A 13,822-nucleotide genomic window follows, 5' to 3' on the forward strand; every position below is an offset into this window, starting at 1 on the left:
GACTGATGTCATCCGGAAAGAACCCCGACGAGCCGAGGTCATTCATCGTGCAGCACATCGATTTCCCCAACGCCACGGTCACCATGGCAGGCGATCTGTACCTGCCGGAGAATTTCTCCGCCGACCGGTACTACCCGGCGATCGTGTGCGTTCATCCGGGCGGGGGCGTGAAAGAGCAGACCGCGGGCCTGTATGCGGCGAAGCTGGCTGCCGAGGGCTTCGTCGCTCTCGCCTTCGACGCCTCCCACCAGGGCGAGAGCGGCGGAATTCCCCGACGGCTGGAGGACCCCTTCGCCCGGGTCGAGGACGTTCGCGCGGCAGTCGACTATGTCTCGACCCTCGACTTCGTCGACGCCGACCGGATCGGCGCGTTCGGTGTGTGCGCCGGCGGCGGTTACGCGATCGACGCCACCAAATCCGACCGCCGGATCAAGGCCGTCGGCACGGTGAGCCCGGTCGACATCGGCGCCACCTTCCGGCGCGGCTGGGAGGGCTCGCTGCCACTGGAAGCACAGCTCGCCACGCTGGACGCCGTCGCGGGCCAGCGCGCGATCGAAGCCGCGGGCGGGGAGATCGCCGAAATCACCTACGTGCCCGAAACCCTGGACGACACAACCCATCCCGACATGGTCGAAGCGCACGAGTACTACCGCACTCCGCGCGCGCAGCACCCCAACTCCGACAACCGAATGCTGTTCACCGCCAGCGTCACCCGGATCTTCGACTACGACGCTTTCGCCGGTGCCGAGTTCCTGACCCAGCCGGTGCTGCTGATCGCCGGGTCGGCCGCCGGTTCCCTGTGGCAGGCGGAAGCCTTGCACAAGCGCCTGCCGGAGAACACCGACCTCGTACTGGTCGAAGGCGCGGGCCACGTGGGTCTCTACGACCGCCCCGCGTACGTCGGCCAGGCCATGGCCGCCCTGACGCCCTTCTTCACGGCCAACCTCTGACTGATCCGGCCTTGTCAAACCATGCCCGACACCGAGATCGATTCCCGACGTCTACGCGGAGTCCATCGGTGACCTGCACGGCGAGGACGGCAAGGCCGACGACGACACGATCGTCGAGGTGCGCGCGACCGAGACGGTCGACATCGCCACCATCATCGACGGCGGGGAAAACGTATTACGGATCATATATTGTGCGATATTGTGATGTGCGTCGCGCGGCTGTCGGCCGCGCTCGCACGTTCGAAGGAGTACGAAAATGGATGGTCCGGCCCCGCGTCGACGCAGCGGCCTCGTCGTGGTCATGCTCTGCTTTCTCACGATCGTGGCCGACGGCTACGACCTGATCGTCTACGGGGCAACGGTGCCGAGTCTGCTGGCGGAGCCGGGCTGGGACATGACAGCCGGCACCGCTGGTCTGATCGGCAGTTGGACCCTGGTCGGCCTGATGGTCGGCTTCCTGCTGGCGGGGCCGCTGGCCGACCGCATCGGACGACGCAAGGTGATGATGGTCGGGGTCGTGTGGTTTTCTGTCGGCTGTGCGGTCTGCGCGGTCGCGGCCTCACCCGAATTCCTCGGCGCCGCAAGGTTCTTCACCGGCATCGGGCTCGGTGGTGTCGTTCCGTCGGCGGTGGCCCTGACGATGGAGTTCGCGCCGCGCAATCGTCGACAGATCTACAACGGCATGATGCTCACCGGGTACTCCTTCGGCGGCATCATCGCCGCGCTGGTCGCGATCGCCCTGCTGCCCGACCACAGCTGGCGGATGCTCTACGCGGTCGGCGCGCTGTGCGTGATCGTGGTGCCTGCCATGTACTTCTGGCTGCCCGAATCGGTGAATTCGCTGGTGGCGCGCGGCAAAGACGCCGAGGCCGCCGACGTCGCGCGGGCCTACGGCCTCGACATCGACGTGATTCGCGCCGAACAGCGCCTCCAGCTCCAGACCTCCGCCGCTGCCGAGAAGAACGGCGGGTGGCGCATGCTGCTCACCCGCCGGTACCTGCCGTCGCTGCTGCTGTTCGTCGTGGTCTGCGTCTGTGCCCAGCTGATCACCTACGGCCTCAACACCTGGCTGCCGGTGCTGATGCGCGAGGCGGGCTACCCGCTCGGCTCCTCGCTGCAATTCCTGCTCGTCCTGCAGGTCGGCGCGATCGTCGGCATGATCGGCGGGTCGATGCTCGCCGACCGATACGGGTCACGGCGAATCCTCGTGCTGTTCTTCCTGATCGGCGCGGTGTCGCTGCTGGCGTTGAGTCGCAAACTCGACACCGCGGTGTTGATGGTGGCCGTCGCCGGTGCCGGGCTCGGCTCCATCGGCAGCAGTTCGCTCGCCTACGGCTATGTCGCCGCGAAGTACCCGGCCCCGTGCCGTGGTTCGGCCGTCGGCGCCAGCATGGGGCTCGGCCGCGTCGGTTCCATTCTCGGCCCGTCCATCGGCGGCTGGGTCGTCGGCTCCTCCCTGGGCAACCAGTGGAACTTCTACGCCTTCGCGATCCCGGCCGTGATCGCCGCGATCATCGTGGTCCTGATGCCCGCCTCGACGATCGACGACGAGGTCGCCGAGGTGCGCACCCTGGAGGCTGGCCCCGACGACCTGGTCGAACCGGTGCGCTAGGACCGTCCCAGCTCGCCGTGCTGTCGACGAGCAGGCGGGTCAGGCCGAGTCGGGTACACCGTCGCGTCGCCGGCGTCGGAACGGTTTCCTCCTCGGCCGGCCGCCCGGCCCGCCGCAGCACGGTGCCGAACAGCAACCCGGCGCGTAGCCGCGCCGGCGGTCTACGGTCCGCGTCGATGTCACCGAGGGTCCGCGCGCCGCCGAACGCTTCGAGCTGCCCCGCCTCGCGGCGGGCCTGCACAACGAGGAGGTGCGCGCGGGTTTCGGCCTCGACCTGGGTCAGGCCGAGCGAATCACGACCCCGCGCGTGATTCGCCACGACAACGAAATCGTTGCCGCTGTCGATGAATTCGACGAGGATGCCGCCATCCGTTTGTTGCCGCGCGGGCGAGTACGGACACGCGGTGATACGAGCCGAACGGCTCTTCGCGACGCGGGCCGGACCGCCTGGACGAGGTGGGCGAGAACCAGGCGACACTGTCGTCGTCCTCGTCGACGGTGGGCCAGGCGACGGTGGCACCGTGCTCTACGAGCTCGTCGTGCCCGTAGTCCGTCGCGCCGCACACAGTTGCGCGCCGAAGGCGTCGGCGGGCCGGTCGGCTGGGTCGGAAGCCGTCGCGTGCTCGATCACCGACCGGACCGCGGCAGGCACGTGCCCGCCCGATGCGCCGACTCCAGCGCACCCGCCATCTTCGCACCGAGCGACAACGTCGCCGCCTGGTCGAGTGGACCGACGGTGCGGATGCGCTGCTCGAGCGGCCCACGGGCGTGATACGGCATCACCAGGTAGGGATGTTCGGCTGGCGTCACAGCCGTTTCGGCCAGTAGTGCACCCAGCGGTACCTGGCTCGCTCGCGCGGCGTCATCCCGCCCCAGATGCCGTGCGGCTCGTTGGTGGTGACCGCGTGGTCCAGGCAATGGGTCAACACCGGGCAGTCCGCGCAGATCTTCTTGGCGGCGAGCACTTTTCGAGATTCCTGGCCGGTGTCGTAGAAGTCGTTCACGTCGTAGGCGCGGCAGGTGGCGTGCATCTGCCAGGCCCAGGCTTCCGCGCGCGGCGCGGGCAGTTGCAAGGACTTCTCGCCCGCCGGTCTCATACCGGTTCACCGACGGTGACGCCGAGTGCGCGCCGATACGCGGCCGCGGCCAGTTCCCGTTCGCGCGCGCTGTCGGGTCCGCCGAGACCGGCCAGATGGTCGTGCAACCGTGCCTTCGCCGCGTACCAGGCGGCGAGCGCTTGCGCGTCAGCGCCGGGCGCGGGACGGGTCAGGCACAACGCGGTCATTTCGATCAGCACGTTCATGATCGGTCCTCCGACTTGCCGGGATCAGTCGTAGACGACGACGCCCCGCAGGTTCCGACCGGCGTTCATGTCGGCGAAGCCTTGCGTGATGTCGTCGAGGGAGTAGCGGGTGGTGACGAGTTCGTCGAGTTTCAGCGAACCCTGCTGGTACATCGCCAGCTGCGCCGGGATGTCGGCGGTGGGCGAGCTCGCGCCGAACAGTGAGCCCTGCAGGCGCTTCTGGTACAGCGTGAGCTCGTGCAGGTTGATGTCACCCGCTCCGACGGTGGCGTCGCCGAGCCCGACGGCGACACAGGTGCCTGCCTTGCGTACCGCGCCGAGCGCCTGCCCCACGTGACGGCCGGTGGTGATGCCGACGGTCACGATCGCGGAGTCGGCGCCCTGACCGTTGGTCATGGCGCGGGCGAGTTCGGCTGCCTCCTCGATGTCGGCGACGGCGTGAGTGGCGCCGAGCTTCAGCGCGGAGTCCCGCTTGAACGGCACGGGGTCGACAGCGATCACCGCGGCGGCGCCCGCGTGCGCGGCACCCTGCACGGCGTTGATTCCGATCCCGCCTATGCCCATGACGATCACGACGTGCCCGGGTTTCACCTCGGCCGAGTTCACCGCCGCACCCCATCCGGTGCCGACACCGCAGCCGGTGAGGCAGGCGATGTCGAGCGGGATCGACGGATCGATCTTGATCGCCGAGACCGCGGAGACGGTGGTGTACTCGCAAAAGGTGCCGAGCCCGGCGAGCTGACCGACGGGTGCGCCGTCGAGGGAAAGGCGATACGAGGTCGGGTCGTCGAAACGCGCGCCCGTGGCCAGGAACGCGCCGAGGTCACAGAGGTTCTGGTGCCCGTGTGCGCACCACCGGCAGCGGCCGCACACCGGGAGGAAGGAGAACACGACGTGGTCGCCTTCGGCGAACCCCTTGGTGCCGGGGCCGACCGCTTCGACGACGCCCGCGCCCTCGTGCCCGCCGGCGAGGGGAAGGATCCCCGGCGTCTGCGTGCCGACAGCGAAGTGGTCGTCGGAGTGGCACAAGCCCGCCGCCGCCATCTTGACCCGGATCTCGCCGGGGCGGGGGTCTTCGATGTCGAGTTCGACGATCTCGTAGGCGCCAGGGGTCTGCCGAAGCACCGCGCCCCGGGTCAGCACGAGGTGGCCTTGTCGTCGGTGTTCGCGCGGCTGGTCATCGGTACGCTCCTCGGGTTCTTTGATTCAGTATAATATATTATGCGACCTTCGTCACGCGATCGGCCGGAAGCTTCGCACGTCGACGGCGCGATGCGCGTCGGCCAGCGCGCACAAGGTCGCGGTACCGAAGACGCCCACCCGGTCGAAGGCGACGGCGGTTCCGACCGCGATGCCCGCCTCTTCGATCCGCTCGGTGGTGGCGAAGCCGACCGCCGGCCCCACCGGCAGGCGGCCCAAAGCCAACGAGACGTCGGCGTTGATGAATTCGAGTCCGTTGCTGCCGAGGTTGACCGCCACATTCGCCACATCGGCGATGCCTGCGGCCAGCTGGAACGGCGTCACCTTCTCGCCCTCGACTACGGGGATCTGCTCGTGCCAGATCGTGTTGCGAGCGTCGTTGGTGGATTCGGCGGCGTCGCCCCATCCGGTCTGCTCGGTGAAGTAGAGCCGGTGTTGGGCTTCGACCAGTGCGGTGCCGAACGGTGGCGGCTCCGGCTGCGCACCCCCCGACCAGACCGCGCCCGGCGGGCTCTGGCCGGGCGCCAGCCACAGCGCCGAGGCCCGGGCGACGTGCCGCCCGTCCTGTTCGAGCACGGTGTCGATCAAGCACAGCCGCCTGCCTTCCCGGACGACGGTCGCCGAGGCGGTGCACGAACGTAACCGGGCGGGCCGGAAGAGGTCGACAGTCCACCGCACCGGTGCCAGATCGGTGCGCTCGATGGTGTGGATCTGCTGCTCGGCGGCGCGTGCCAAGGCTGAACTCACCGCGAGTCCGCGCATATGCTCCTCGCCCCACCCGCTCGCAGCCTCGGCCTGGGGGATCAACTCGATCCCAGCTCGGCTGTGCTGAGTGCGGAAGAATGCTCCGGTCATCAATGCCCCTCTCGGATCGGCGCGGCTATAATATTAAATATATGATAAGGTCGTGGTCTGAACAGTAGATTTCCCGAGATCCTTCTGAGCCCGGGGGTCTCGGGCCACGACGTCGGTCACCGACGGCGCATGCCACATCCACGCGCCCCATTCCTCCGGTGACCGACGTCGTTTCCATGGGCCGGTGCTGCGCGATCGTGCTCCCGGGCCGCATAATGCGTAAGTGCCGAACGACAAAGACCCACTGAACGCCGATTCGTGGCCGCGGGAGTTACCCCGCCGGGCGAATTCGCAGCGTCAGCAGTTGTCCGAAGACGTCGCGAGCTACGTGCGGGAACTGATCATCTCCGGACGTGTGCGCTCCGGTGAGTTCCTGCGAGCCGAGCCGATCGCCGAAGCGGTCGGAGTGAGCAACACGCCCGTGCGTGAAGGCCTTCTGTTGCTCAGCGGGGAGGGATTCGTCGAACTGGTCCCGCGGCGCGGGTTCATGGTGTCGGCGTTCAGCAGGCAGGACGTGCGTGACCTGTTCTGGGCGCAGGCCACCCTCGCGGGCGAATTGGCTTCGCGCGCGGCGAAATCCATCTCTGCGCGACAGCTCGCCCATCTCGCCGATGTGGTCGCCGAGCACGAACAGGCGGTAGCCGAGGGGGCCGACCTCGACCGTATCGTCGCGCTCGGCCACGAGTTCCATCGCACCGTGAACCTGGCCGCCGATTCCCGCCGGCTCGCGCTGCTGTTGCGTTCGATCGTCAAACAGTTGCCCAATCGGTTCTACGGAAATATCGAAGGCCATGCCAACGAGTCCCTCGATTTCCACCCGGCGATCCTCGAGGCGCTGCAGAAGCGTCGCGCGAAGACGGCGAGCAGCTTGATGCGCGACCACATCATGTCCGGCGCCGACGAACTCATCGCCATGCTGGAGAAGCAGGGAATGTGGTCCACGCCGGAGAAGTCGACCGCCTAGATCGAGTGTCCAGAAAGTTGGACAGTCGGCGCACCGGTTCACGCGCAGCATGGGTGGAGCAGGACCCTGCAGCAATTGGACAGGAAGGCACCGTTCAACGATGAGCACTACCCCCGATCAGGCCACCAAAGACCTCGCGGACAACTGGGTCAAGGCCCTCACGAACATCGATCTCTTCAAGGAGATCAGCCACGACGACTGCCTCGTGTGGCACAGCGCCGACGACAAGTGGGTCACCGTGGCCGATGCCGTCGCGGCCGTCTACGAGCGTTCCGCGGGCGGTGCCGTTCCGACCTTCGTCTCCCTCGGGGTCACCTACACCGAGCACGGTTTCTTTCACGAGTGCACCACCGAGGTATCGATCGGTGGTCAGGAGATGAAGCTGCACCTGCTGCAGAACGTCGAGGTCCGCGACGGCAAGGCCGCGCGGGTACGTGAGTACATCGGCCCGGAGATGGGCGTCCAGCCCTGATCCCGGGTTCTTCGCGCTGAGGGCCGGTGTCGTGACCGAAATGGTCACGACACCGGCCCTTTTCGCTCGCCTAGGGGGTGATGGCGACCACCGGCCCGTCGGACATCACCACGCCGGTGTCGACCGACGGCCGGCCGGAAGGGGTGAGGCTGCCGTCGTCACGGATCGTGTAGGTGTGCACCCGCGTGGTCACCTGGGCGGTGAGCACGTCGACGAGGTACAGCGTCTTGCCGTCGGGATGCAGGGCGACCTGGCCGGGCAGGGTGGCCGGGGGAGCTGCGTACGGTGAGCCGCGGAGTTCGACCAGTCGCCCGTCCGGGTGCAGAGCGAATCCGGCGATCGACTGACCCACGGCGTTGGGGACGTACAGGCGGGTGTTGTCCGCGGTCGCCACCGCGCCGTGTGGAACGCCGTGGGTCGGGTAGGGCGAGCCGGGAGTGGGCGTCAGCTGCCCGTCGTCACCGACCGCGAAGCCGGACAGATCGAAGCCGAACTCGTTGCTCACGTAGAGGTATCGGCCGTCGGGGCTGAACCCGGGGGCGACGGGGCCGAGCTTCACCTCGACGGCGCCGAGCGGGGTCATCGTGCCGTCCGGCGAGATCGCGTAATTGGACATGGTGTTTCCGAGGTAGGTGACCACGCGCAGGAACCGCCCACTGGGGTCGACGGCCGCCATACCGACCGCGCTGAACCCGTCCACCGGAACGGTCGGCGCTCCGGTGGGAACGAGCGCGCCCGATGGCAGCACCGCGAACGACTCGACGTGGCCCGGCGCTCCGCCGACCACGACGAACAACTGCTTGCCGTCCGGGCTGAGAGTCGCGGCGGTCGGCGGCCCGCCGACGGTGATGTCAGCGCCCGGGAGCGGATGCAGGGCCCCGTTGTCGTCCAGGCGGTATCCGGAGACACCGAAGTCGCCGGCGTGCGGAACGTAGACGGTGCGCCCGTCCGGGGCGAGCACCAGCGAGAGGACGCCGAAGCCGGTCGGAAAGGGGCTGTTCGGGACGTTCGACAACGTCCCGTCCTCGGCCACGCGCAGGACGCCGATGCCCATCGACGCGGTGCCCGCGACGACCAGGAAGCGGGAATCCGTGGCCGACGCGGGGGCAGGTGCTGTGTTCCAACCGAAAACGCTGAGCAGCATTGCGATGAAGGCCATGGCGGCGCAGCGGCGTAGTCGCCTGCTGGGCCGGGGGTGGCAGGGCGGGGGGAAGGGAGTCATCGGTGATCTCCTCGATGGGATTCGGAGTCGACGATCGAGACAAGAGGATCGCGGACAACCCGGAACGATCACATTTTGTCCATGATCTGACAACCTTGGTTGTGCGCCGTGACAACCGGTGAGCTGTCTCATCAACCGATTTCAAATAACAGCCCAGCCGTGGAACGCACAGTATATTGTGCAGAATTCAGGGCAGGCGACGAGGCTTGCCGATACAGGAGGTACCTCATCCTGATGCTCAGGTACGCATTCACACCGCGACGGGTCGCCGCGGGCGTGGCCGTCGCGCTCGCCCTGTCGCTGTCTCCGGCCTTCGCGCATTCGGCCCCCGGCGAGGCGCCGCGCTATCTGCTGGTCACCGGCACAGGTTCGTCGAATATCAGCGTTCTGCGGGTCGACGACAGCGGCGCGCTCACCCAGGTGCCAGGTGCGCCGTTCGCGACCGGCACCGGCTCCCTCACGCTGGAGATCACCCCGGACGGCCGCCGGGTCTACACCGGGCACGTGGTCTCCGGTTCGATCATCGGTTACGACTTCGGCACCGACGGTTCGATGCACGAGATCGCAGGCAGCCGAATAGATTTCGGCGCTCCGGTGATCGGTGTGACGATCACCCCGGACGGCTCCCGGCTGTTCGCGACCGTCGGCTCGCTGACCACCGAGGTCCGATCCTTCGACATCACCGCCTCCGGCGTGCTCGTTCCCACCGGCGCGCCCGCCACGCCGGTACCCGGAACGAGCGGCCTGAGCCTGCCGCAGGTGACTCCCGACGGACGCAACCTGATCGTGAGCACGTTCATCGGCGCCACGGTGACCAGTTACGCCATCAATGCCGATGCCTCGCTCACCCAGGTCGGACCGACCATGGCGACCGGTGAGCGCCCCGCGCTGCCCGCCATCACCCCGAACGGTCGCTACCTCTACATCAGCAACGAAGGCAGCGCCACCCTGTCCGGGTACGTGATCGCACCGGACGGCAGCCTGTCGAACGCGCCGGGCTCGCCGTACCCCACCGGTGCCACCCCGCACGGCTCGGCGATCACGTCCGACGGCACACGCATGTATGTGCCCGCGTCCAGCGGTGGCCGGGTCGACGGTTTCCGCATCGGTGCCGACGGCGCGCTCTCGCCGCTGCCGGGTTCGCCCTACCCCGCACCGGGCGGCACGATCCCGGGCCGGGTGGTGCTCAGTGCCGACGAGGACGAGCTCTGGGTCATCGATTCGCTCACCGTGAACGGGACGGCGAGGGTGCACACCTACAACGTCGCCGCGGACGGCAGCGTCGCCCCGTCGGACCTGCCCGCGGTCGACACCGGCGTGGTCTTCCACGACGGCCCGTCGGCCCACCTGAGCCCAGCACGATGACGCCTCGCGGTGGGCCGCCCGGCCCACCGCGACGTCCACGCCAGTCCACCCCGAGGAGAACCGCTGTGCCGTCGGCCGATGCAGAGTCGAGCGTCGAGGACACCCGTTCCGCCAGCTCACGGCGCCCGTTGCGGGGCCGTTTCGGCACGAGTGTGCGAACCCGCGTGCTGGCGATCGCCCTGATCCCGAGTCTGGTGCTGCTGGCGACCGGCGCGGTCGCGGTGACGCTGGTCGGGCTCCGGGCACAGTCGGTCAAGGAATGGTCCGACTACCGGGGCACAGTGATCGACCCGCTGCTGCGGTTCGTCACGTCGATCCAGGCGGAACGGCTGGCCAGCGTTACCGCACAGCAGCACGCACCGGGCGCGGACGCGGAACTGCGCACCAGCCGCGACGACACCGACCGCGCGATCGCCGAGACGGGCCGGATCGCCTCGGCGGCACAGGACATGGATCAGGACACCGGTGCCGAGTCCATCCAGGCGCTGTCGGATCTCATCGGCCGGATGCAGGTGATCCGGGAATCGGTCGACGGCAGGCGGGCGACCTCCGGCGACGTCGACCAGTATTTCAGCGACCTCATCGCGGCCATGCTCGGCGCGGGCCAGGACTCCGCACGGTTGAAGTCCTCCGACACCACGACGATGGACGCCGAGGTGACCGCGATCGAGCTGCTGCGCGCGGCCGAAAGCCATTCACGCGTGGTGAGTCTCGTGGCCGCGGGGACCGCGGCGGGGGAGAGGCTGTCGCCGTACGAGCGGCGAGTGCTCGCGCAACATATCGGTGTCTACCGCGAACAGTTCGAGCTCGTCGACACCCGCTTGTCGACCGCCGTGCGCACCGGCGTCCGCTCCCTGACCGGCGGCGCCGACTGGCGTATCGGCACCACCGGTGAGGACGAGATGGCCGAGCGTGGCGAGCTGTCGATGCCGGTACAGCAATGGCTGGCCGCCGAACGCGCGGTCGACACCCGCCTGATCGCGGTGATCCGGGATCAGTTCCGGGTGACGGTCGACGCGACGAGCGCGGCGGCCGACCGCTTGATCGACCGGCTGCTCTTCGTCTCGGCCATCATGCTCGTCGTCACCGTTCTCGCGGTATCGGGCTCGCTCGTTCTGGCCAACCGGTTGTTGCGCCGCCTGCGCACCCTGCGCTCGGCCAGCCTCGAGCTCGCCAACGACCGGCTGCCCGATCTCATCCGTCGCATCCACAACGGAGAAGAAATCGATACGCAGGCCGTAACCGCCCCGGTCGACCTGGGGCGCGACGAAATCGGCCAGGTGGCAGAGGCTTTCGCTGTCGCCCAGCGCACCGCGCTCGAGACCGCGGTGGGTGAGGCGAGCACCCGCAACGGCTTCAACAAGGTCTTCCTCGACATCGCGTTCCGCAGTCAGGCGCTGGTGCGCAGGCAACTCGACGTGCTCGACGTCGCCGAGGCCCGCCAGGACGACCCGGAAGACCTCGAGCTGCTGTTCCAGCTGGACCACCTGGCCACTCGCGCGCGCCGCAACTCCGAGAACCTGCTCATCCTCGGTGGTCGCGCACCAGGACGGCGCTGGCGAAACCCGGTGGCGCTCGAGGAGATCGTGCGCAGCGCGGTGTCCGAGACCGAGGGGTACGCGCGGGTGAGCGCGATCCGGTTGCCCGCGGTCAGCGTGCTCGGCGCGGCCGTCGCCGACCTCATCCACCTGCTGGCCGAGCTGATCGACAACGCGACCGCGTTCTCCCCGCCCGACGCGCCGGTGGCGGTGCACGGCAACTCGGTCGGCAGGGGAGTGGTGGTCGAGGTCGACGACCAGGGCCTCGGGATCTCGTTCGAGGAACGGGAACGCCTCAACGCGATGCTGACCGAGCCGCCACAGTTCCAGGAGATGGCCTTGGCGGGGCATCGCCATCTCGGGCTGTTCGTCGTGAGCAGGCTCTCGGCGCGCCACGGCATCTCGGTGACCCTGCAGGAATCGCCGTACGGTGGTGTGCGCGCGACCGTGCTGGTGCCGTGGGCCGTGCTCGAGGCCGGGGACGACAACCCGACAGCGGCGGTCGAACCCGTGCACAGCCGTGACGCGGTGCACCGAGTTGCCGGCGTCGCCGCGTTGCCCGGCGCGCCCCGGCCCGATCCGGCGCCTGCCTTACCGGAGCAGATCCGCAGGGCCGAGCCGGTGCGGCGCAACGGGTATCACGCGGCGGGCGACGAGCCGCCGGCCAGGCTCGACGGTCCCTCGCTCGCCGAGGTGGACCACCGGCCCGCCCTGCCGAGACGTGAACGGCTCACGCACCTGTCGCCGCAACTCAGTGCCGATGTGGGAGAAGAGGATTCGTACAACCCGGCGCCTGGAGGGGCAGCACGCGTCCGAGCGCCGGAGACGGTGCGCACGGCGATGAGTTCGCTGCAGAACGGCACGCGACGGGCTCGCGTGCGACCACCCAACTCCCATCCGTAGAACGGTCAGAACATGAACGAGGACATGATGGTTCGTCACGCCCCGGCAGGCACGCTCGACTGGTTGCTCACCAACCTGGTGACAACGACATCCGGCGCCGAACACGCGGTGGTGTTGTCCGCGGACGGACTGGCACTGGCCGGATCCGACGGTTTCGAGCGGGAGGCTCTCGAACATCTGGCCGCCATGTCGTCGGCCCTGCACAGTCTGGCTCGTGGGGTCGGCACGCGCTTCGCCAAGGGCCCGCTCCATCAGACCGTCGTCGAGTTGGAGTACGGCTATCTGTTGGTGACCGAGGCCGGCCACGGCGCGTGTCTGGCCCTGCTGACCGACGCCGACGCGGATCTGGGCCTGATCGCCTACGAGATGAACGTGATCGTCGGCCAGGTGCGTGAGCACCTGTCGGCCGCGCCGAGAAATTCGATGTCGACCCGAGTGCCGTGAGTGAGGGGCCGACCGAGGTGTGGGGCTACGAGGACGAGGACCCGGGGCCCCTGGTTCGGCCGTTCGCGCTGACCCGAGGTCGCGCCGGCCGGGATCTGCCGGACCTGGACATCCTGACATTGGTGATCTCGGTCGGCTATGACTCCGACGTGAACAAGCTCGACCGCGAATACGCCCAGATCTTTCAGCTGTGCCGCCATCAGCCGATGTCGATCGTTGAAATCGCCGCCCACCTGAAATTGCTGCTGGTCACCGTGAAGGTGCTGGTCAGTGACCTCATCGCGGCAGGCTATGTGATCTTCCGATCTCCACCGAGGGCCGAAGCGGGCCCCGACCCCGAACTATTGCAGGCGGTACTGGATGGCATACGTAACCTCTGACGGACGCGGTCCGGCGGTCATGTCCACCGAACTGGCGGTGAAGATCCTGGTGGCCGGGGGATTCGGCGTCGGGAAGACCACGATGGTCGGTGCGATCAGCGAGATCACCCCGTTACGCACCGAGGAGCAACTCACCGAACTCGGTAGCTCCGTGGACGACCTGCGCGGTATCGAAGCCAAGCGAACAACCACCGTCGCACTGGATTTCGGCCGGATCACCATCAATCCGCGGGTGATCCTGTACCTGTTCGGCACGCCGGGGCAGGACCGGTTCTGGTTCTTGTGGCCGGAGCTGTCGCGTGGCGCGCTCGGCGCGGTGGTGCTGGTCGACACCCGACGGCTGGCCGACAGTTTCGCCGCGGTGGACTATTTCGAGTCCAGGCGGATCCCGTTCGTGGTCGCGGTGAACTGCTTCGACGGCGCGGACCGGTACGCCCCCGAGGAGATCGGCGCCGCCCTCGGCGTGCCGACCCACGTGCCGATCATGCTGTGCGATGCGCGTGACCGGGCGTCGTGCAAGGAGGTGCTGGTCTGCCTGTTCGAGTACATCATGGCGAGCACTACGGCGCAGCGACCACGTTCGGTGTGAATTATCAAGTAGCACAATGACTCTG

General features: G+C 68.1%; 14 protein-coding genes and 1 pseudogene. 9 read left to right on the top strand and 6 right to left on the bottom strand.

The annotated features are described in order from the left end of the window. Window positions 1–5: 5 nt before the first annotated feature. Both AB0H56_RS27840 and AB0H56_RS27845 read left to right on the top strand, forming a co-directional pair. Window positions 6–950 (top strand): alpha/beta hydrolase, encoded by a 945-nt coding sequence (locus tag AB0H56_RS27840; protein WP_357168627.1) that lies wholly within the window; start codon window positions 6–8, stop codon window positions 948–950. A gap of 256 nt (window positions 951–1,206) precedes the next feature. Beyond that, complete coding sequence (locus tag AB0H56_RS27845) at window positions 1,207–2,562, top strand: aromatic acid/H+ symport family MFS transporter (protein WP_357168629.1); 1,356 nt, start codon at window positions 1,207–1,209, stop codon at window positions 2,560–2,562. 651 nt (window positions 2,563–3,213) lie between these two features. Here the strand turns inward: AB0H56_RS27845 and AB0H56_RS27850 are convergent. The 5 genes and pseudogenes from AB0H56_RS27850 to AB0H56_RS27870 all read right to left on the bottom strand — a co-directional run. Further along, a pseudogene (locus AB0H56_RS27850) lies at window positions 3,214–3,354 on the bottom strand (hypothetical protein); the annotation flags it as partial. A 14-nt stretch (window positions 3,355–3,368) separates the two neighbouring features. Further along, window positions 3,369–3,659 (bottom strand): WhiB family transcriptional regulator, encoded by a 291-nt coding sequence (locus AB0H56_RS27855; protein WP_357168631.1) that lies wholly within the window; start codon window positions 3,657–3,659, stop codon window positions 3,369–3,371. Then, window positions 3,656–3,865 carry a hypothetical protein gene (locus AB0H56_RS27860; RefSeq protein ID WP_357168633.1) on the bottom strand — a complete coding sequence of 70 codons (210 nt, stop codon included), beginning with the start codon at window positions 3,863–3,865 and terminating at the stop codon, window positions 3,656–3,658. Before AB0H56_RS27860 ends, AB0H56_RS27855 begins: the two co-directional genes overlap by 4 nt. 24 nt (window positions 3,866–3,889) lie before the next feature. Further along, window positions 3,890–5,008 carry an NDMA-dependent alcohol dehydrogenase gene (locus AB0H56_RS27865; protein ID WP_357168635.1) on the bottom strand — a complete coding sequence of 373 codons (1,119 nt, stop codon included), beginning with the start codon at window positions 5,006–5,008 and terminating at the stop codon, window positions 3,890–3,892. A gap of 90 nt (window positions 5,009–5,098) precedes the next feature. Continuing rightward, window positions 5,099–5,812 carry an acyl-CoA thioesterase domain-containing protein gene (locus AB0H56_RS27870; protein ID WP_357168637.1) on the bottom strand — a complete coding sequence of 238 codons (714 nt, stop codon included), beginning with the start codon at window positions 5,810–5,812 and terminating at the stop codon, window positions 5,099–5,101. A 352-nt stretch (window positions 5,813–6,164) separates the two neighbouring features. On the opposite strand from AB0H56_RS27870, the gene AB0H56_RS27875 reads away from it, so the two are divergent. Together AB0H56_RS27875 and AB0H56_RS27880 are read left to right on the top strand one after the other, a co-directional pair. Continuing rightward, on the top strand, window positions 6,165–6,884 hold the full coding sequence (locus tag AB0H56_RS27875) for a GntR family transcriptional regulator (RefSeq protein WP_357168697.1): 720 nt from the start codon (window positions 6,165–6,167) through the stop codon (window positions 6,882–6,884). A 100-nt stretch (window positions 6,885–6,984) separates the two neighbouring features. Next, the gene (locus AB0H56_RS27880; RefSeq protein ID WP_133734080.1) at window positions 6,985–7,356 is read left to right on the top strand and encodes a hypothetical protein; all 372 of its coding nucleotides are present in this window, start codon (window positions 6,985–6,987) and stop codon (window positions 7,354–7,356) included. Between the two features lie 70 nt (window positions 7,357–7,426). Here AB0H56_RS27880 and AB0H56_RS27885 read toward each other — a convergent pair whose 3' ends face one another. Next, entirely contained in the window at window positions 7,427–8,578 is a 1,152-nt protein-coding gene (locus AB0H56_RS27885) for a beta-propeller fold lactonase family protein (RefSeq protein WP_357168639.1), read from the bottom strand. A gap of 234 nt (window positions 8,579–8,812) precedes the next feature. Here AB0H56_RS27885 and AB0H56_RS27890 point away from each other — a divergent pair, with 234 nt between their 5' ends. From AB0H56_RS27890 to AB0H56_RS27910, 5 genes are all read left to right on the top strand, one after another. After that, complete coding sequence (locus AB0H56_RS27890) at window positions 8,813–9,943, top strand: beta-propeller fold lactonase family protein (RefSeq protein WP_357168641.1); 1,131 nt, start codon at window positions 8,813–8,815, stop codon at window positions 9,941–9,943. A 65-nt stretch (window positions 9,944–10,008) separates the two neighbouring features. Further along, complete coding sequence (locus tag AB0H56_RS27895; protein WP_357168643.1) at window positions 10,009–12,384, top strand: ATP-binding protein; 2,376 nt, start codon at window positions 10,009–10,011, stop codon at window positions 12,382–12,384. Window positions 12,385–12,396: 12 nt separating this feature from the next. Next, window positions 12,397–12,828 carry a roadblock/LC7 domain-containing protein gene (locus tag AB0H56_RS27900; RefSeq protein ID WP_357168645.1) on the top strand — a complete coding sequence of 144 codons (432 nt, stop codon included), beginning with the start codon at window positions 12,397–12,399 and terminating at the stop codon, window positions 12,826–12,828. Further along, the gene (locus AB0H56_RS27905; protein ID WP_357168647.1) at window positions 12,825–13,208 is read left to right on the top strand and encodes a DUF742 domain-containing protein; all 384 of its coding nucleotides are present in this window, start codon (window positions 12,825–12,827) and stop codon (window positions 13,206–13,208) included. Before AB0H56_RS27900 ends, AB0H56_RS27905 begins: the two co-directional genes overlap by 4 nt. Before the next feature lie 19 nt (window positions 13,209–13,227). Continuing rightward, entirely contained in the window at window positions 13,228–13,797 is a 570-nt protein-coding gene (locus AB0H56_RS27910) for an ATP/GTP-binding protein (protein ID WP_357168649.1), read from the top strand. The last annotated feature ends 25 nt before the right edge of the window (window positions 13,798–13,822 follow it).

The organism is Nocardia sp. NPDC050717 (assembly GCF_040654275.1).
Taxonomy (GTDB): Bacteria; Actinomycetota; Actinomycetes; order Mycobacteriales; family Mycobacteriaceae; genus Nocardia.

Bases quoted from the DNA above. Each gene is read 5' to 3' on its own strand.
- AB0H56_RS27860 (WP_357168633.1), bottom strand. From the start codon at position 3,865: ATGAACGTGCTGATCGAAATGACCGCGTTGTGCCTGACCCGTCCCGCG.
- AB0H56_RS27840 (WP_357168627.1), top strand. From the start codon at position 6: ATGTCATCCGGAAAGAACCCCGACGAGCCGAGGTCATTCATCGTGCAG.
- AB0H56_RS27910 (WP_357168649.1), top strand. From the start codon at position 13,228: ATGTCCACCGAACTGGCGGTGAAGATCCTGGTGGCCGGGGGATTCGGC.
- AB0H56_RS27885 (WP_357168639.1), bottom strand. From the start codon at position 8,578: ATGACTCCCTTCCCCCCGCCCTGCCACCCCCGGCCCAGCAGGCGACTA.
- AB0H56_RS27900 (WP_357168645.1), top strand. From the start codon at position 12,397: ATGAACGAGGACATGATGGTTCGTCACGCCCCGGCAGGCACGCTCGAC.
- AB0H56_RS27855 (WP_357168631.1), bottom strand. From the start codon at position 3,659: ATGAGACCGGCGGGCGAGAAGTCCTTGCAACTGCCCGCGCCGCGCGCG.
- AB0H56_RS27890 (WP_357168641.1), top strand. From the start codon at position 8,813: ATGCTCAGGTACGCATTCACACCGCGACGGGTCGCCGCGGGCGTGGCC.
- AB0H56_RS27880 (WP_133734080.1), top strand. From the start codon at position 6,985: ATGAGCACTACCCCCGATCAGGCCACCAAAGACCTCGCGGACAACTGG.
- AB0H56_RS27845 (WP_357168629.1), top strand. From the start codon at position 1,207: ATGGATGGTCCGGCCCCGCGTCGACGCAGCGGCCTCGTCGTGGTCATG.